This window comes from Pseudomonas sp. BJa5 (assembly GCF_030272875.2).
In the GTDB taxonomy this organism is placed as follows: domain Bacteria; phylum Pseudomonadota; class Gammaproteobacteria; order Pseudomonadales; family Pseudomonadaceae; genus Aquipseudomonas.
This window is the reverse complement of record NZ_JALRNG020000043.1, coordinates 34,001-51,372: the sequence shown is the minus strand read 5'-3', so window position 1 is coordinate 51,372 and position 17,372 is coordinate 34,001. Positions and strand designations below refer to the sequence as shown.

15 protein-coding genes are annotated in these 17,372 nt (G+C 62.4%); 7 read left to right on the top strand and 8 right to left on the bottom strand.

Going from position 1 to position 17,372, the window contains the following annotated elements; translation table 11 throughout:
- Positions 1–138: 138 nt before the first annotated feature.
- Positions 139–1,344 (top strand): benzoate/H(+) symporter BenE family transporter, encoded by a 1,206-nt coding sequence (locus M2D63_RS21765; protein ID WP_285865094.1) that lies wholly within the window; start codon positions 139–141, stop codon positions 1,342–1,344.
- Positions 1,345–1,346: 2 nt separating this feature from the next.
- Here M2D63_RS21765 and lpdA read toward each other — a convergent pair whose 3' ends face one another.
- Entirely contained in the window at positions 1,347–2,747 is a 1,401-nt protein-coding gene (gene lpdA, locus M2D63_RS21760) for a dihydrolipoyl dehydrogenase (protein ID WP_285865093.1), read from the bottom strand.
- Positions 2,748–2,957: 210 nt separating this feature from the next.
- Between lpdA and cfaB the strand changes: the two genes are divergently transcribed.
- Positions 2,958–4,142: a C17 cyclopropane fatty acid synthase CfaB gene (cfaB, locus tag M2D63_RS21755; protein ID WP_285865092.1), complete on the top strand. Its 1,185-nt coding sequence runs from the start codon at positions 2,958–2,960 to the stop codon at positions 4,140–4,142.
- Between the two features lie 6 nt (positions 4,143–4,148).
- Here the strand turns inward: cfaB and cls are convergent, their stop codons facing one another.
- On the bottom strand, positions 4,149–5,588 hold the full coding sequence (cls, locus tag M2D63_RS21750) for a cardiolipin synthase (protein ID WP_285865091.1): 1,440 nt from the start codon (positions 5,586–5,588) through the stop codon (positions 4,149–4,151).
- Positions 5,589–5,716: 128 nt separating this feature from the next.
- Between cls and M2D63_RS21745 the strand changes: the two genes are divergently transcribed.
- Positions 5,717–6,244: a DUF3617 domain-containing protein gene (locus tag M2D63_RS21745; RefSeq protein ID WP_285865090.1), complete on the top strand. Its 528-nt coding sequence runs from the start codon at positions 5,717–5,719 to the stop codon at positions 6,242–6,244.
- Here M2D63_RS21745 and folE2 read toward each other — a convergent pair.
- Entirely contained in the window at positions 6,241–7,134 is an 894-nt protein-coding gene (gene folE2 / locus M2D63_RS21740; protein WP_285865089.1) for a GTP cyclohydrolase FolE2, read from the bottom strand. The genes M2D63_RS21745 and folE2 overlap by 4 nt on opposite strands.
- A gap of 114 nt (positions 7,135–7,248) precedes the next feature.
- On the opposite strand from folE2, the gene zigA reads away from it, so the two are divergent.
- Together zigA and M2D63_RS21730 are read left to right on the top strand one after the other, a co-directional pair.
- Entirely contained in the window at positions 7,249–8,457 is a 1,209-nt protein-coding gene (gene zigA, locus M2D63_RS21735) for a zinc metallochaperone GTPase ZigA (protein ID WP_285865088.1), read from the top strand.
- Between the two features lie 61 nt (positions 8,458–8,518).
- Complete coding sequence (locus tag M2D63_RS21730; protein ID WP_285865087.1) at positions 8,519–9,490, top strand: CobW-like GTP-binding protein; 972 nt, start codon at positions 8,519–8,521, stop codon at positions 9,488–9,490.
- Here the strand turns inward: M2D63_RS21730 and M2D63_RS21725 are convergent.
- Positions 9,487–9,879, bottom strand: coding sequence for a DUF3301 domain-containing protein (locus M2D63_RS21725; RefSeq protein ID WP_285865086.1), 393 nt, complete (start codon positions 9,877–9,879; stop codon positions 9,487–9,489). The two genes, M2D63_RS21730 and M2D63_RS21725, sit on opposite strands and share 4 nt — an antisense overlap.
- A gap of 116 nt (positions 9,880–9,995) precedes the next feature.
- Here M2D63_RS21725 and pdxY point away from each other — a divergent pair, with 116 nt between their 5' ends.
- Positions 9,996–10,868: a pyridoxal kinase PdxY gene (pdxY, locus tag M2D63_RS21720; RefSeq protein WP_285865085.1), complete on the top strand. Its 873-nt coding sequence runs from the start codon at positions 9,996–9,998 to the stop codon at positions 10,866–10,868.
- On the opposite strand, the gene M2D63_RS21715 is transcribed toward pdxY, so the two are convergent.
- A complete protein-coding gene (locus M2D63_RS21715; protein ID WP_285865084.1) occupies positions 10,865–11,350 on the bottom strand; it encodes an acyl-CoA thioesterase in 486 nt (161 codons plus the stop codon). The two genes, pdxY and M2D63_RS21715, sit on opposite strands and share 4 nt — an antisense overlap.
- A gap of 321 nt (positions 11,351–11,671) precedes the next feature.
- Between M2D63_RS21715 and M2D63_RS21710 the strand changes: the two genes are divergently transcribed.
- Positions 11,672–13,432, top strand: a complete 1,761-nt coding sequence (locus M2D63_RS21710; protein WP_285865083.1) for a cation:proton antiporter — start codon at positions 11,672–11,674, stop codon at positions 13,430–13,432.
- A gap of 149 nt (positions 13,433–13,581) precedes the next feature.
- On the opposite strand, the gene M2D63_RS21705 is transcribed toward M2D63_RS21710, so the two are convergent.
- The 3 genes from M2D63_RS21705 to uvrD form a co-directional block, all read right to left on the bottom strand.
- On the bottom strand, positions 13,582–13,989 hold the full coding sequence (locus M2D63_RS21705; protein WP_010222784.1) for an SMI1/KNR4 family protein: 408 nt from the start codon (positions 13,987–13,989) through the stop codon (positions 13,582–13,584).
- Between the two features lie 111 nt (positions 13,990–14,100).
- Complete coding sequence (locus tag M2D63_RS21700) at positions 14,101–14,952, bottom strand: Tim44 domain-containing protein (RefSeq protein WP_285865082.1); 852 nt, start codon at positions 14,950–14,952, stop codon at positions 14,101–14,103.
- Positions 14,953–15,112: 160 nt separating this feature from the next.
- On the bottom strand, positions 15,113–17,296 hold the full coding sequence (gene uvrD, locus M2D63_RS21695) for a DNA helicase II (RefSeq protein ID WP_285865081.1): 2,184 nt from the start codon (positions 17,294–17,296) through the stop codon (positions 15,113–15,115).
- Positions 17,297–17,372 lie beyond the last annotated feature (76 nt).

Genomic DNA, 17,372 nt, shown 5'->3' with positions numbered 1-17,372 from the left:
CGCTACGCTCAGCTGGGGGCGGGGGGGGTTGCTGTCGGTTTGTGTGGGGTTTTATCCCTTCGGGGGGCACCCCCGCCCCCCGGGGGGGGTGGGGGGTGGCCCCGCGATGCTTTTCAGAAGCCACCACTGGATAATCCAATGAAAACAATACTCCAGGACTTCTCCCTGTCGGCCTTGGTCGCCGGCTTCATCGCCACCCTGATCTCCTACGCAGGTCCCTTGGTGATCATCTTTCAGGCCGCCCACAGTGCACAGCTGTCGGCGGCCGAACTGTCTTCGTGGGTGTGGGCCATTTCCATCGGCAGTGGCGTGCTGGGTGTAGTCCTCAGCCTGCGTTTCAAGGTGCCACTGGTGATCGCCTGGTCGGCGCCGGGCTCGGCCTTGCTGGTGGCGTTGCTGCCGGACATCGCCTTCGCCGAGGCGGTCGGCGCCTATATCGTCGCCAACCTGGTGATCCTGCTGGTGGGCCTGTCCGGTGCCTTCGACCGCATCGTCGGCAAGCTGCCACCGGCCATTTCCGCCGCCATGCTGGCGGGTATCCTGTTCAGCTTCGGCACCGGTTTGTTCACGTCGCTCAAAGCGCAACCGCTGTTGGTGCTGGCGATGTTCGTCTGCTACCTGGTGTTCAAGCGCATCGCGCCACGCTACGCGGTGCTGGCCGTGCTGGTCTGCGGCGTGAGCATTGCCGTGGGCAGTGGCGCAATGAACAGTTCGGCGCTGGTGGTGGGGCTGGCCACCCCGGTGTGGACCACGCCGGCGTTCACCTGGCATGCCGTGCTGAGCATCAGCTTGCCGCTGGTCATGGTGGCGCTGACCGGGCAATTCGTACCGGGCATCGCGGTGCTGCGCAACGACGACTATGCCACGCCCGCCAGCCCGATCATTGCCAGCAATGCCCTGACCAGCCTGTTGCTGGCGCCCTTTGGTTGTCATGGCCTGAACCTGGCGGCGATCACCGCGGCGATCTGCACCGGTCGCGAAGCTCATGATGATCCGGGTAAACGCTATTGGGCGGGTGTTTGCGGTGGGGTGTTGTATCTGCTGTTGGGCGTATTCGGCGCAACGCTGGTGTCGCTGTTCACTGCCTTTCCCGCGGCCTTGATCGCGGCGCTGGCGGGACTGGCGCTGTTCGGCGCCATCGGCGGCGCGCTGGCCGGGGCGATGAGTGTGCCCGCTGACCGCGAGGCGGCGTTGATCACTTTTCTGGTGACGGCCTCGGGGATGTCATTCCTGGGCTTGTCGGCTGCCTTCTGGGGGTTGATCTTCGGTCTGTTCGCGCACCTGCTGCTGCACCTGCGGCGACCGGCGCCACAGGTGAGCAGGGTAGGGATGCAGGCTGACTGAAGTCAGATCTGCATGGCCATGCCTTCGACGTTCATGGCCGCCTGGCGCAAGGCTTCGGAACGGGTCGGGTGCGGGTGGCAGGTCAGGGCGATGTCTTCGGCCGACGCCGAGAACTCCATGGCCACGCAGAACTCGCCGATCATCTCGCTGACGCTCGGGCCGACCAGGTGCACGCCCAGCACTTCATCGGTGTTGGCATCGGCCAGGACCTTGGCGAAGCCCTCGGTCTCGTGGTTGATCTTGGCCCGGCTGTTGGCGGTGAAGGGGAACTTGCCGACCTTGTAGGCGCGACCTTCGGCCTTGAGCTGTTCTTCGGTCTTGCCGACGCTGGCCAGCTCCGGACGGGTGTAGATCACCCCGGGGATCAGGTTGTAGTTGACCTCATGGGCCTTGCCGGCGATCCGCTCGATACAGGCCACCGCTTCGTCTTCGGCCTTGTGCGCAAGCATCGGGCCGGAGGTGACATCACCGATGACCCACACGCCCGGTACTGAAGTGCGGTGATGCTCGTTGGCGAGCATGCCGCGTTTGTCGGTCTCAAGGCCGACACTCTCCAGGCCCAGGCCCTTGGTGTAGGGGCGACGGCCAATGGCGACCAGCACATAGTCGGCTTCGAGGTTTTCGCTGGCACCGCCGGCGGCAGGTTCCAGGCTCAGGCTGACGGCATCGGCCGAGGCCGTGGCCTGGGTCACCTTGCTGCCCAGCTTGAACTTGATGCCTTGCTTGGCCAGTGCGCGTTGCAGGGTCTTGGCGGTTTCTTCGTCGGTGCCCGGGCAGATGCGGTCCAGGTATTCGATCACGGTGACCTGGCTACCCAGGCGCCGCCACACCGAACCCAGCTCCAGGCCGATCACGCCAGCGCCGATCACCACCAGGTGCTTGGGTACGCTCGGCAGCGACAGGGCACCGGTGGAGTCGATGATGCGCTGGTTGTCGATGGTCACGCCCGGCAGCGGGGTGGGTTCGGAGCCGGTGGCGATGACGATGTCCTTGGCCTGCAGCTCGGTGATGCTGCCGTCGGCGGCGCTGACGTTGACCCGGCCAGGTCCGGCCAGCTGGCCCCAGCCCTTGATCCAGTCGACCTTGTTCTTGCGGAACAGGAACTCGATGCCCTTGGTCAGGCCGGTCACGCTTTCGTCTTTCTGCTTCATCATCTGGGCGAGGTTCAGGGTCGGGGTGACCTCGATACCCAGGTTGGCGAATTCACTGCCTGTGGCGGCTTCGTACAGCTCGGAGGCATGCAGCAGCGCCTTGGACGGCATGCAGCCAACGTTGAGGCAGGTGCCACCGAGGGTCGAGCGTCCTTCCACGCAGGCCACGCTCAGGCCCAGCTGGCCGGCACGGATGGCTGCGTTGTAGCCGCCGGGGCCGCCGCCGATGATCACCACATCATAGGTTTTCATTGTTGTACTCCAGGATGAAGAATCGACAATGGCGCCAAGATTAGTCTGTGGGATGATCGATTGTATACAAATTATCGAGTGGCCCCGGATGTGCCCGCAGGGTCTGGAATGCGGGCGTCAGCCTCAGACCATGGTCGCAATGTGCTATAGCTTTGAATATCTGAACTACCCTTTGGCGGTGACGTCCGATGAAGAAAGGGAGGCTCATTCATGCTTGCGCAACTTCCACTGGTTCTGCAAAGCCTGCGACTGCCACTGCGTCTGCGACTGTGGGATGGTCATGAGTACGATCTTGGCCCCAAGCCCAAGGTCACCATCCTGGTCAAGGATCCGCAGCTGATCACCCAACTGACCCACCCGAGCCTGGATGAACTGGGCGCCGCTTTCGTCGAGGGCAAGCTGGAGCTTGAGGGCACCATCGGTGAGGTGATCCGGGTTTGCGATGAGCTCAGTGAGGCGTTGCTCAAGGATGAAGCCGACCATCAGCCGGTGCGTCGCGAGCATGACAAGGACACCGATGCCGAGGCCATCTCCTATCACTACGACCTCTCCAACGACTTCTACCAGCTGTGGCTGGACAAGGAGATGGCCTACTCCTGCGCCTACTTCAAGACCGACCAGGACAGCCTGGAACAGGCCCAGCTGAACAAGTTCGAGCACCTGTGTCGCAAACTGCGTCTGCAGAAGGGCGATTACCTGCTGGACGTCGGCTGCGGATGGGGTGGCCTGTCGCGATTCGCCGCCCGTGAGTTCGGCGCCAGGGTGATGGGCATCACCTTGAGCAAGGAGCAGCTCAAGCTGGGCCGCGAACGGGTCAAGGCCGAGGGGCTCAAGGACCAGGTGGAGCTGAAGATCCTCGACTACCGCGACCTGCCTCAGGATGGCCGCTTCGACAAGGTGGTCAGTGTCGGCATGTTCGAGCACGTCGGCCACGCCAACCTGGCGCTGTATTGTCAGCGCTTGTTCGGCGCGGTACGCGAGGGCGGCCTGGTGATGAACCACGGCATCACTGCCAAGCATGTGGACGGCCGTCCGGTGGGACGTGGCGCCGGTAGCTTCATCGATCGCTTTGTGTTCCCTCACGGCGAGTTGCCGCATCTGTCGATGATCTCCGCCAGCATCAGCCAGGCGGGACTTGAGATCGTCGATGTCGAAAGCTTGCGCCTGCACTATGCGCGCACGCTGCACCTGTGGAGTGAGCGTCTGGAGAGTCAGTTACAAACAGCCTCGACCCTGGTGCCGGAGAAAGCCTTGCGCATCTGGCGCCTGTACCTGGCCGGCTGTTCCTATGCCTTTGCCAAGGGCTGGATCAACCTGCACCAGATTCTCGCGGTGAAGCCATTCGCCGACGGGCACCACGACCTGCCGCTTACCCGCGAAGACCTGTATCGCTGAGCGCCGCTAGAGAATCGGTGAAATCAGCCGGGCAATACGCATCCCCAGTTGTTGCAGGCGATGGGTGTCCTGGCTGTCTTCGGCGGTGATCTCCCGGGCCAGGTCGAAGTCGTGGAACAGCATGGCTTCGACCTGGCCGGCGAAGGCGCGATCGACAGTCAGCAGCATCACTTCGAAGTTCAGGCGGAAGGAACGGTTGTCGAGGTTGGCGCTGCCGATGGCGCTGATCTCATTGTCGATCAGCACCACCTTCTGGTGCAGGAATCCCGGCCCGTAGCGAAACATCCTCACCCCGGCACGCACTGCCTCGAAAGCGAACAGGCTGGAGGCGGCATAGACGATGCGATGGTCGGCCCGTGACGGCAGGAGGATGCGCACATCCACCCCACGCAAAACCGCCAGGCGCAGGGCGGCGAATACCGCTTCATCGGGGATGAAGTAAGGGCTGGTGATCCACACCCGCTCCTTGGCCGAATGAATGGCTTCGACGAAGAACAGCGAGCAGGTTTCCTGAGGGTCGGCCGGACCACTGGCCAGCACCTGGCAGAGCACGCCGTTTTCCGGATAGGTGTCGGGCAGCAGCAGGGGCGGCAGTGTGCGGGTCGCCCAGAACCAGTCTTCGGCGAAGGACTCCTGCAGGCAGGCCAGCACCGGACCGCTGACTTGCACATGGGTGTCGCGCCAGGGTGAGAGCTTCGGCTTGTTGCCCAGGTACTCGTCGCCGACGTTATGCCCGCCGACGAAACCCTGAATACCATCGACGACGACAATCTTGCGGTGGTTGCGGAAGTTGACCTGGAAGCGGTTGAACCAGCCGCGGCGGGTGGCGAAGGCGCGGATGTTCACACCGCCATCTCGCAGGACCTGGCTATAGGCAGCGGGCAGGGCATGGCTGCCGACCCGGTCGTACAGCACAAAGACCTTGACCCCCTCGGCGGCTTTTTTCAGCAGCAGGGCCTGCAGCGCCCGGCCCAGGTTGTCGTCGTGAATGATGAAGAACTGCACCAGCACGGTGTCCCGCGCCTGTTCGATGGCGGCGAAGATGGCGTCGAAGGTGGCCTTGCCATCGATCAGCAGACGCACCTGATTGTTCGCGAGGCAAGGCATGCGTCCCAGTCCGGGCATGGCTCGCAGCGAGGTGTAGGACTCGGAACTTCGTGCGGCGAGGGCCTCCTCGACCCAGGGCCGCCAGTTCAGGTCGGCCATGGCCACATGCATTTCACGGTTGGCGTGGCGGCGGGCATGGATGTAGGCATCGAAGGTGCGACTGCCGAACACCAGGTAGGGGATCAGGGTGAAGTAAGGAATGAACACCAGCGACAGGGCCCAGGCAATCGCGCCCTGGGCGGTGCGCACAGTGAGCACCGCATGCACGGCGGCGATGCTGCCCAGCAGGTGTATGACACCGATGAGGTAACCGAAGAATAAGGGGCTGTGGTAGTCCATACGCATCCTGCTATCCAAAGGCACTGTCTCTAACAGAGCATGTTCGAGGGCGACCTTGCAACCGAAAGCACAAAATGACGTCTAAGCTGTGTTCCAGCTTGGGGCTGGAGTTTCGAGGAGTCCACTACATGAAGAGTCGTCTGCCGATGCTGGCACTGGTCCTGGGGCTGGCGAGCCCGTTGGTGCATGCACAGATGTTGCAACCGGGTCTGTGGGAACTGACCACCAGCAATATGCAGGTCGATGGCAAGCAGCTGCCGGACATGGGCTTCATGCTCGGCCAGCTGAAGAACCTGCCGCCCGAGCAACGGGCAATGATCGAAGGGGGCCTGGCCAAGCAGGGCATCAATATCGCGGGTCAGGGCGTGCGTTCGTGCCTCACCCCTGAACAGGTCAAGAGCAACGACATCCCGCTGCAGGATCCGAAGTCTGGCTGCACGCAGAAGATCACCGAGCGCAATGGCAATGTGTGGAAGTTCACCTTCACCTGTCCGAAGGCCCAGGGAGCGGGACAAGCTACCTTCCTTAGTGACCGCGAGTTTCTCACCGAGGTCGCCGGCACCTTCAATGCGTCGGGCGTGCAGCAGCAGGGCAGCATGAACACCCGTGCCGTGTGGCTGGGTGCTGAGTGTGGAACGGTCAAGCCACGGACCTAGCCGTTCCAGCACCATCGGCTTTCGGCAACCGCGTCGTGGGCATGCAGGCTTTCCGCATGTTCCACGCGCAGCTTGAAGCCGCTGATCCCTTCCAGGCTGCGCAAGGCAAGATGCAGGCGCCGCGCGGCATCCTCACAGAACATCAGGTTCTGACCATTGGCCAAGGCGAAGGCCTGTTCATCCGCACGTTTCACCGCCGTTTGCACAGCAGTACCCAGTGCGGCTTCGGCCTGATCGATCAGCTCGACAATCGGAAACGCATCACTACCTTCCCGCAAACGCACCTGCAGTTTCGCCACACTGCGCTGGCTATGGGGTGTGGCAACCACACCCTCGGCACTGCCTAACCAAGCGAGTACGGCTTCGTGGCTTAGCGGGCGATTGTCGAAATCGGACAGGAACTGCTGCTGAATCAATTGCCTGGCCAGGGCTGCCGAGCAGGGGCAGGTGGAGGAATAATCCAGCTGCACAAATAGTTCCACGTGGAACATTTCATCCTTTAGCTGAGCAGACAGCGTAATCGGATGGGCCTTCCAACCCGCCAATGGGCTGACCAGTGCTGGGCGTTTGAGCAGCAAATCGAAGCGCAGATTCAAATAGGCTGCGGTGGATAAACCGGCGTGACTGGCTAGAAAATCTTCCAGAACCTGGCGTAGCAATCCTGGGCTCAGCGGCTGCTGTTCGAAAATCTCCAATGCCAGGTAGAGGCGCGACATATGGATGCCGCGAGCGCTGCCATCGTCCAGGCTGACGCCGGCGTCGGCACTGGCCCGCAGCCTGTTGCCTTGAAACAGCAGCGGCAAGGCAATGTTGCACATGCCGACCCAGTCCAGTGGCAAAGCAGTGCGGATGTCTTGAACAGCGATATCGGGAAGGGTTAAGGCAGTCATGGTCAGCTCATGTTCCGGGTGGCGTATTGGAGCAGGTTGGCAAAATTGTATTGTTATAATATAACATTGCGCAATGCATCGTTCGAATGCGCTTGCCCATATGAGGACCTGACCATGCCCGCCCGCCTTCCCGTCACCGTGCTTTCCGGCTTCCTCGGTGCCGGCAAAAGTACCTTGCTGAACCATGTGCTGCGTAACCGCGAGAACCTGCGCGTCGCGGTGATCGTCAACGACATGAGTGAAATCAACATCGATGCCAGTGAGGTGCAGCGCAATGTCAGCCTCAACCGCGCCGAAGAAAAGCTGGTGGAGATGAGCAACGGTTGCATCTGCTGCACCCTGCGCGAAGACCTTCTGGAAGAAGTGGGCCGGCTGGCCCGGGAGGGACGCTTCGACTATCTGCTGATCGAGTCCACTGGCATTTCCGAGCCGCTTCCGGTGGCCGAGACCTTTACCTTTCGTGATGACCAGGGTCGCAGCCTGGCTGACCAGGCGCGCCTGGACACCATGGTGACGGTGGTCGATGGTCTTAACTTCCTGCGTGACTACCAGGCCGCCGACAGCCTGGCCAGCCGTGGCGAGACCCTGGGTGAGGAAGACCAGCGCTCGATCACCGACCTGCTGATCGAGCAGGTGGAGTTCGCCGATGTGATCCTGCTCAGCAAGATCGACCTGATCAGCAGTCATGAACGGGAAGAACTCTGTGCCATCTTGCGCCGACTCAATGCCCAGGCGCGGATCATCCCGATGAGCATGGGCCAGGTACCGTTGGCCTCGATCCTCGACACTGGCCTGTTCGACTTCGAGCGCGCCGCGCAGGCGCCCGGCTGGTTGCAGGAGATGCGCGGCGAGCATGTGCCGGAAACCGAGGAATACGGCATCGCCGCCAGCACCTGGCAGGCGCGTCGACCGCTGCACCCGCAGCGCTTCTTCGACTTTATCAACGGTCCCTGGAGCAATGGTCGGTTGCTGCGCTCCAAGGGTTTCTTCTGGCTGGCCAACAAGCACCAGGACGCCGGTAGCTGGTCCCAGGCCGGGGGCATGATGCGCTATGGCTTTGCCGGGCGTTGGTGGCGCTTTGTTCCACGCGAGCACTGGCCGCAGGACGAACAGAGCACCGCTGCCATTCTCAAGAACTGGACGAACGAGTGCGGTGATTGCCGCCAGGAGTTGGTATTCATCGGCCAGGACATCGACTTTGCCCGCCTTGAGGCACAGCTTGAGGCTTGCCTGCTGAGCGATGCGGAAATGGCGCAAGGTGTTGAACGTTGGCGCCAGTTGCCGGACCCGTTTGGCCCCTGGTACGAGGAGGACGCTGCCTGACCTTGACGGGGTGGCCTGCAATCAAGGCATAGTGGCGCAAACTCCGGGTGATTACCGCCACATGCTGCAGAACATTCCTACTCATGTCATTGCCGGCCCGCTGGGGGCCGGCAAGACCAGCCTGATCCGCCACTTGCTGGGCCAGCGCCCGCCCGACGAGCGCTGGGCGGTGTTGATCAACGAGTTCGGCCAGATTGGCCTGGATGCTGCGCTGCTGAGCACTGACGACCAGGGCGTCGGCATGGCGGAAGTGGCGGGTGGCTGCGTGTGCTGCGTCAATGGCGCGCCGTTCCAGGTCGGGCTGGGTCGTCTGTTGCGCAAGGTCAGGCCGCAGCGGTTGTTCATCGAACCCTCGGGCCTGGGACATCCGTTGCAACTGCTCAAGCAGCTGCAGCAGGCACCCTGGCGAGGCGTGCTGGCCGTGCAACCGGCTGTGATGGTGCTGGACGCCGCTCAACTGGACGCCGGCATCCCCTTGCCCGCAGCGCAGCAGGAAACCCTGGCCAGTGCAGGGCTGCTGGTGTTGAACAAATCAGCGGCTGTGGATGATCAACGGCGGTTGTGGATAACTTCCCAGTTGCCGGATCAGCCGCTGTGCTGGACCGAACAAGGTCGGTTGGCCTTGTCGGCACTGCCGGTTCGGATGCCTGAAACGACCGCGGAAGGGGTTGTGGATAAGCTGGTTTCGCCGAGCAAACCCGAGCCCATGGCCGCCCTGTGGATAAATCAGCAGGAGCCGATATGCAGTGTCCAGGACAGCGACGACGGCTGGAGCATCGGCTGGCGCTGGCATCCACGGCAGCTGATCGATCACCTGCGTGTGGAAAAGTTTTTGGCTGATTTCAGCTGGCGCCGGGCGAAACTGGTTATCCACAGCCCCCGAGGCTGGCAGTCGCTCAATGCATTGGCCGAGCAAGGCGAGTTGCATTGGCAGCCCAGCGAATGGCGACGCGACTCGCGTATCGAATTGATCTTTTCCACAGCCCAGGATAGCCAGGCGCTGCAACAGGCCATGCTGGCCTGCCGTCTCTAGTTGCGCCAGCGGTTGTGGTCCTGGCGCCACTGCTTCATTTCGATAACGTTGTCAGCGTGCGGGGCGGGTTTGATCTCGAAGGGGTAGGGCGCCAGTTCGATGTGCATGCTGTGGGCGCCGAACTGGGTAACGGTGCCCGGGTGGCGTTGTTCGCCGGTGACGGTGAACTCGAAGTTATACACACGGGCCAGACGCTTGCGGCCCTGGGCGTCACGGACAAAGCCGATGCGCTTGAGCGCCACATTGCCGTCGAGCAGTTCCAGATCGAGTTTTGCACAGTGCTGCTTGACCCGCTCCAGGGCTTTCTCACGCAATCCGTGGTTGTGCCATAGCCAGGCGCCGGCAGAGGCCAGCAACATCAGCACGAAGAGATTACCCAGGGTCAGCATTACATTGGCTCCAACGAAGTACGTCCAGCTTAACTGCCTCTGCGGTCTGTCGTACAGGTAGCATTTAGCGCCATACTGCGCGCCGTGTTTTTCATTTTCTTGCCTGGAAGTCCTGAATGAAACGTACGCCGCATTTGCTCGCCATCCAGTCCCATGTGGTTTTCGGTCACGCCGGTAATGCGGCAGCGGTGTTCCCTATGCAGCGGGTCGGGGTGAACGTCTGGCCGCTCAACACGGTGCAGTTCTCCAATCACACTCAGTATGGCCAGTGGACGGGGGAAGTGCTTGCGCCAGCGCAAATCCCGGCGCTGGTGGACGGTATTGCGACGATCGGTGAGCTGGGCAACTGCGATGCGGTACTGTCCGGTTACCTGGGCAGTGCCGAACAGGGGCGGGCGATCCTCAGTGGCGTGGCGCGCATCAAGGCGGCCAACCCCAAGGCCTTGTACCTGTGCGACCCGGTCATGGGCCATCCGGAGAAAGGCTGCATCGTGCCGACCGAGGTCAGCGTGTTCTTGCTCGAAGAAGCCCTGTCGGCCGCCGATGTGCTGTGCCCGAACCAGCTGGAGCTCAACAGCTTCTGCGATCGCCAGCCGCAGTCGCTGGACGACTGCGTGGCCATGGCGCGCAGCCTGCTGGCGCGAGGGCCGAAAGCCATTTTGGTCAAGCACCTGGCGTACCCGGGGCGTGGGCCGGACGATTTCGAGATGCTGCTGGTGACTGCCGAAGGCAGCTGGCATGTGCGCAGGCCGCTGCTGGCGTTCCCGCGTCACCCGGTGGGTGTCGGCGACCTGACCTCGGGGCTGTTCCTGGCCCGGGTACTGCTGGGCGACGACTGGCTGGCGGCGTTCGAATTCACCGCCGCCGCCGTGCATGAGGTGCTGCTGGAAACCCAGGCCTGCGCCAGCTATGAACTTGAGCTGGTGCGGGCCCAGGACCGCATCGTGCACCCGCGGGTGCGCTTCGAGGCCAAGCGTCTTGCCAGTTAAAGCGCGTCGCCCTTGAGCTCCTGGTAGCGCTTTTCCAGTTCCTGGCGAATCTGCCGGCGCTGCTTGCCTTGCAGGTAGCGGCGTTTTTCTTCGCTGGTTTCCGGCTGGCGTGGCGGCACGGCCACCGGCTTGCGGTCGTCATCGACGGCGACCATGGTGAAGAAGCAGCTGTTGCTGTGGCGCACCGAGCGCTCGCGAATGTTTTCGGTGACGACCTTGATGCCCACCTCCATCGAGGTGTTGCCGGTGTAGTTGACCGAGGCCAGGAAGGTCACCAGTTCACCGACGTGTACCGGTTCGCGAAAGACCACCTGGTCCACCGACAGGGTGACCACGTAGCGTCCGGCGTAGCGGCTGGCGCAGGCATAGGCGACTTCATCCAGGTACTTGAGCAGGGTGCCGCCGTGCACATTGCCAGAAAAGTTGGCCATGTCCGGGGTCATCAGGACGGTCATCGACAGCTGGGCGTTTCCAGGTTCCATAGTGTGCTCACGGTTAGGTTGCGCTGAGACGGGGTGGCGATTGGTATTCACGCTTCTTTCCCCCAATACGATTCCCATCTAGAGACGGGACGCTGACAGCGGCCTTGCCGTCACGCTGTTTTTGCCATTTGCGGCGTTGATTCGGTCGATCTGTTTCCACTTATTGCATCTGCTTTTCGCGACAGGTCGCGGTGTTAACCTGAGGAGGCCCATGCAAGGTGGGTTTCCTACATTAAAAACACTATGTGCCCGCGACTCAATCGGTTAATTCCTGGCTGAGTAGCGGCTTGTCCTTTGTCATGAGGTAAGGAGTACCACGCCATGCATGCCATCAGCTTTATCCAGGACTTGGCAGTGATCATGCTGGTCGCCGGTGTGGTCACTATCCTGTTTCACCGTTTCAAGCAGCCAGTGGTGCTGGGCTATATCGTCGCCGGTTTCATCATCGGCCCGCACACGCCCCCCTTCGGCCTGATCCACGACGAAGACACGATCAAGACCCTGGCTGAGCTCGGGGTGATTTTCCTGATGTTCTGCCTGGGCCTCGAGTTCAGCCTGCGCAAGTTGTTCAAGGTGGGCGCCACCGCCTTTATCGCGGCGTTCCTGGAAATCGTGCTGATGATCTGGATCGGCTTCGAGATCGGCCGCTGGTTTGGCTGGAGCACCATGGACTCGCTATTCCTCGGCGCGATCCTGGCCATTTCCTCGACCACCATCATCGTCAAGGCGCTCAACGACCTGAAGATGAAGAACGAACGCTTCGCCCAACTGATTTTCGGCGTACTGATCGTCGAGGACATCCTCGGCATCGGCATCATCGCCCTGCTGTCGGGAATCGCAGTGAGCGGCTCGGTCAGCTCCGGCGAGGTGTTTTCCACGGTCGGCAAGCTGTCGCTGTTCATGATCGTCGCGCTGGTGATCGGCATCCTGCTGGTGCCGCGCTTGCTGGCCTACGTGGCGCGCTTCGAAAGCAACGAAATGCTGCTGATTACCGTGCTGGGGTTGTGTTTCGGCTTCTGCCTGCTGGTGGTCAAGCTGGAGTACAGCATGGTGCTGGGTGCCTTCCTGATCGGCGCGATCATGGCCGAGTCGCGGCAGTTGTTGAAAATCGAGCGCCTGGTCGAGCCGGTTCGTGACCTGTTCAGTGCCATTTTCTTCGTTGCCATCGGCATGATGATCGATCCGCAGGTGCTGCTCGATTATGCCTGGCCGATCGTGGTGATTACCGTGGCGGTGGTACTGGGCAAGATGCTGTCGTGCGGCATGGGGGCCTTTATCGCCGGCAACGACGGCCGCACGTCGCTGCGGGTGGGCATGGGGCTGTCACAGATCGGCGAGTTCTCGTTCATCATCGCCGCCTTGGGGATGACCTTGCAGGTCACCAGCGACTTCCTCTACCCGGTTGCCGTGGCGGTCTCGGCCATTACCACGCTGCTCACCCCCTACTTGATCCGCGGCGCCGACCCGCTGTCGCTCAAGCTCGCCAAGGTCGTACCGCGGCGCCTGGCGCGGGTGCTGTCGCTGTATGGTGAGTGGCTGCGCAGCATCCAGCCGCAAGGCGAGGGCGCCCTGGTGGCGTCCATGGTGCGGCGCATCCTGCTGCAGGTGGGGGTGAACCTGGCGCTGGTGGTGGCGATTTTCTTCAGCGGCGGCTATTTCGCCGAGCGTATCGGTAGCTACCTGGGCGAATGGATCAGCGATGTCGGCCAGCAGAAGGCGCTGATCTGGGGTGCAGCATTGCTGTTGTCGCTACCGTTCCTGATCGCCGCCTATCGCAAGCTCAAAGCGCTGTCGATGCTCCTGGCCGAGCTTGGGGTCAAGCCGGAAATGGCCGGGCGTCATACCCAGCGCGTACGGCGGGTGATTGCCGAAGTCATTCCGCTGCTGTCCCTGCTGGTGATCTTCCTGCTGCTGTCGGCGCTGTCGGCCAGCATCCTGCCCACCAGCGAGTTGCTGGTACTGATCGTGGTGGTGGCGGCGGGCGTGGTGGCATTGCTCTGGCGCTGGTTCATCCGCGTGCACACGCGCATGCAGATCGCCTTGCTGGAAACCTTGGAGAACCATCAGGAGCATCATCACTGAGGTGATGAGCACGGGAAGGGGCTTCCTGCGCGGGACGAATCGAATGTCCGAGGGGATGGAGCGGTAGCGAATCGCCACGCACAGGAATGCGAGGCGATTCTACGAACATTAATAGCGAAGAGCCATTACTTTGTGAGGATATTTCTCATTCAGCTTTCCAGCCAGACATCCCGCGCCCAGTGCCAGACCGACTCCCAGCTATCCTCGGTGACGATCTCTTCTTCGCCGGACCACAGCACCACGGTGCCGTCTTCTTCCACGCAGTAGTAATCGTCACCGTCCTGGCAGATCGGGATCAGGTCACGGGGCACCCCGGCATCCCAGGCGTTGGCCGCCACGTCCGGCAGGTAGGTGTGCGATTGCGGGTCGGTGACGGTAACCGGCTCCAGGCTGCCGTACACCACGTCGCTGACCGTCAGCAGGAATTCCTTGAAGACGAATGGAATGTTGATGAACAACTCTTCTTCGATTTCGACCAGCTGGTCTTCGTCTGGTAGCTCAAGCGGCACCGGTACCGGTTCGTTGGCTTCTCGGAGTTGCTCGATGACTTCTTCCACGGTTCTATCCTCTAACCTTTACGACGGCTGCGCGTTATACCCTAGTAGCCCGCTGCGCTAAAAGCAAAACCCCGGGACAAGCCCGGGGTTTTTTTGTGCAATGCCGCAGGATCAGCCGTTCTGGCGGATACCGGCAACCAGCCATGGCTGGTTTTCGCCCTGCACGCGTTCCATGTTCCAGCTTTCGCTGAACACTTCGCCCTGGTCGAAGCGCGAGGTCTTCGACACACCGCTGAAGGTCAGGGTGGCGATGGTCTTGTCGGCGCGGTCGTCGACGCCTTCAAGTTGCACATTCAGGTCGTCGATGTAGGTGGACTGGAAGCCATCACCCAGCGCAGCGCGCTCCTGCTTGAGGAACTGCAGCATTTGCGGGGTCACGAACTCGGCGATCTTGTCCATTTCGTTGGCGTCCCAGTGCTGCTGCAGCGTCTGGAAGTGGTTACGGGCGGCAGCCAGGAAGTTCTGCTCGTTGAACCAGGCCGGTGCGTTGATCACCGGACGGGCGGCGGCAGGGGCGGCCGAACCACCGAAGACCGACGGCTGGGCAGGCTGCTGGTGCACTTCACGCTGGAAAGGCGCATGACCGGCGGCGGCCACTTGTGGCTGCTGCTGGCGGCGACGAGCGGCAATGAAGCGGAAGACCAGGAAGGCGATCAGCGCCATGATCAGGATGTCGAAGATCTGCATGCCTTCGAAACCGTCACCCATGAACATGGAGGCCAGCAGGCCACCGGCGGCGATACCGGCCAGTGGGCCGAGCCATTTCGATGCGCCGCTGGCGGCGGCAGGTGCGCGACCTGGAGCGGTTGGCGCGGCGGCCGGAGTGGTCGGAGCTGCCTGGCGGGTCTGGTGGATAGGCGCGGCGCCCGAGCTCTTGCCGCCGCCGAGGCGCTTGGCGTTGGCGTCGAGACTCATCGTCAGGCCGATGCACAACGCCAGGGCGATGCTGAGAAAACGTTGCATAGAAGGGTATTCCCGTTTTGTGGATTGCACGCGCGTCATGGTGCACAGGTTGTAGGACACATGACCAGCGCCATAATGTTTCCAGCTTTTGCTTGTAGGAGCGGGCTTGCCCCGCGATGGGATGCGTCTGACCGCACGCGATCGCGGGGCAAGCCCGCTCCTACAAGGCTTCCAGCTTGGCGTAGCCGAGCATCAGCCACTTGCTGCCTTCGGCGAAATTGACCTGCACCCGTGCCTGGGCGCCGGAGCCTTCGAAATTGAGGATCACACCCTCGCCGAACACCGCATGCTGCACGCGCTGGCCCAGGTTGAAGGCGGTTTGCGGAATGTTGGCGTTGGCGAACAGGCTGCTGGCGCTGGTCTTCTGCGCGGCACCGAACGGACGGCTGACGCTGTTGGACAGGCGCACTTCCTGGATCAGCCCCGCCGGAATCTCGCGTACGAAGCGGGAAACCTTGTTGTAGGTTTCGCTGCCGTAAAGCCGACGGGTTTCGGCGTAGGTCATCACCAGTTGCTGCATGGCCCGGGTGATACCGACGTAGGCCAGGCGGCGTTCCTCTTCCAGGCGGCCGGGCTCTTCCAGGCTCATCTTGTGCGGGAACAGGCCTTCTTCCATGCCGACCAGGAACACATAGGGGAATTCCAGGCCCTTGGCACTGTGCAGGGTCATCAGCTGGATGCTGTCTTCATGCTCGTCGGCCTGGGCATCGCCGGCCTCCAGCGAGGCATGGCCGAGGAACGCCGACAATGGCGACAGGTCGGCGTCGTCTTCGCTGCTTTCGAAGTTGCGCGCGGCGCTGACCAGTTCCTCGAGGTTTTCTACCCGTGCCTGGCCCTTTTCACCTTTTTCTTCCTGGTGATAGATGATCAGCCCGGATTGCTCGATGACCGTCTGGGTCATCAGGTGCAACGGCATGTCCAGGACCTTGGCGGCGAGGTTCTCGATCAGCTCGATGAACGCGGCCAGGGCGCCGGCGGCACGGCCCTTGAGGGCCTTGTTGGCGATCAGCAGGCTCATCGATTCCCACATCGACACCTGGGCGTGGCGGGCGTGGTCGCGAATCGCCTCGACGGTTTTCTCGCCGATGCCCCGTGGCGGCACGTTGATCACCCGCTCCAGGGCCGCGTCGTTGCCGCGGCCTTCGAGCAGGCGCAGGTAGGCCATGGCGTTCTTGATCTCGGCCCGTTCGAAGAAGCGCTGGCCACCGTAGATACGGTAGGGGATGCGCTCGCGCAGCAGGGCTTCTTCAAGCACCCGCGACTGGGCGTTGGAACGGTAGAGGATGGCGATGTCGCTGCGGGCAAGGCCGGTCTTGAGCACGCTTTCGATGGTCTCGACCACATAGCGCGCTTCATCGTGTTCGTTGAACGCGGCGTACAGGCTCAAGGGCTCGCCGTCGCCACCGTCGGTCCACAGTTCCTTGCCCAGGCGTCCGCTGTTGTTGGCGATCAGGGCGTTGGCGGCCTTGAGGATGCCGGCGGTGGAGCGGTAGTTCTGCTCCAGGCGGATCAGTTCGGCGTCGGGGAAGTCGGCGCTGTACTGGTGGATGTTCTCGATCTTGGCACCGCGCCAGCCGTAGATGGACTGGTCGTCGTCGCCCACCACCATCAGGCTGTCGCCACCCTTGGCCAGCAGGCGCAACCAGGCGTACTGCACGGCGTTGGTGTCCTGGAACTCGTCCACCAGCAGGTGGCGGAAGCGGCGCTGGTAATGCTCCAGCAGGCCGGGATGGTCGCGCCACAGGTCCAGGGCGCGCAGCAGCAGCTCGGAGAAGTCGATGACGCCGGCCCGCTGGCAGGCTGCCTCGTAGGCCTCATAGATGCTGCGCATGGTGCCCAGGTACAGGTCGCCGCTGGCCTGGATGTGTTGTGGGCGCAGGCCCTCGTCTTTCTGGCCGTTGATGAACCACTGGGCCTGGCGTGCCGGCCAGCGTTGTTCATCCAGCCCCAGCTCGCGGATCACCCGCTTGACCAGGCGCTGCTGGTCGTCGCTGTCGAGGATCTGGAAGTTCTGGTTCAGCCCGGCTTCCTGCCAGTGCGCGCGCAGCAGGCGGTGCGCCAGGCCGTGGAAGGTGCCCACCCACATGCCGGCCGGGTTGATGCCCATCAGCTGTTCGATACGCTGGCGCATCTCGGCGGCGGCCTTGTTGGTGAAGGTCACCGACAGGATCGAGTGCGGCGAGGCCTGCTCGACCTGGATCAACCAGGCGATGCGGTGCACCAGCACACGGGTCTTGCCGGAGCCGGCACCGGCCAGGACCAACTGACGACCCACGGAGGCGGCTACCGCCTGACGTTGGGCATCGTTGAGGGAGTTCAACAGGAGAGAGAGATCATCGCGCATCCGGCCATTTTAGGGGCGCAGACAACCCTTGGGCAAATATACAGTAGAAAAACTTGCCCCTGACGACCGGCCGGTC

Excerpts from the sequence above, each read along its gene's own strand:
- M2D63_RS21765 (WP_285865094.1), top strand. The coding sequence starts at position 139 with ATGAAAACAATACTCCAGGACTTCTCCCTGTCGGCCTTGGTCGCCGGC.
- lpdA (WP_285865093.1), bottom strand. The coding sequence starts at position 2,747 with ATGAAAACCTATGATGTGGTGATCATCGGCGGCGGCCCCGGCGGCTAC.
- cfaB (WP_285865092.1), top strand. The coding sequence starts at position 2,958 with ATGCTTGCGCAACTTCCACTGGTTCTGCAAAGCCTGCGACTGCCACTG.
- cls (WP_285865091.1), bottom strand. The coding sequence starts at position 5,588 with ATGGACTACCACAGCCCCTTATTCTTCGGTTACCTCATCGGTGTCATA.
- M2D63_RS21745 (WP_285865090.1), top strand. The coding sequence starts at position 5,717 with ATGAAGAGTCGTCTGCCGATGCTGGCACTGGTCCTGGGGCTGGCGAGC.
- folE2 (WP_285865089.1), bottom strand. The coding sequence starts at position 7,134 with ATGACTGCCTTAACCCTTCCCGATATCGCTGTTCAAGACATCCGCACT.
- zigA (WP_285865088.1), top strand. The coding sequence starts at position 7,249 with ATGCCCGCCCGCCTTCCCGTCACCGTGCTTTCCGGCTTCCTCGGTGCC.
- M2D63_RS21730 (WP_285865087.1), top strand. The coding sequence starts at position 8,519 with ATGCTGCAGAACATTCCTACTCATGTCATTGCCGGCCCGCTGGGGGCC.
- M2D63_RS21725 (WP_285865086.1), bottom strand. The coding sequence starts at position 9,879 with ATGCTGACCCTGGGTAATCTCTTCGTGCTGATGTTGCTGGCCTCTGCC.
- pdxY (WP_285865085.1), top strand. The coding sequence starts at position 9,996 with ATGAAACGTACGCCGCATTTGCTCGCCATCCAGTCCCATGTGGTTTTC.
- M2D63_RS21715 (WP_285865084.1), bottom strand. The coding sequence starts at position 11,350 with ATGGAACCTGGAAACGCCCAGCTGTCGATGACCGTCCTGATGACCCCG.
- M2D63_RS21710 (WP_285865083.1), top strand. The coding sequence starts at position 11,672 with ATGCATGCCATCAGCTTTATCCAGGACTTGGCAGTGATCATGCTGGTC.
- M2D63_RS21700 (WP_285865082.1), bottom strand. The coding sequence starts at position 14,952 with ATGCAACGTTTTCTCAGCATCGCCCTGGCGTTGTGCATCGGCCTGACG.
- uvrD (WP_285865081.1), bottom strand. The coding sequence starts at position 17,296 with ATGCGCGATGATCTCTCTCTCCTGTTGAACTCCCTCAACGATGCCCAA.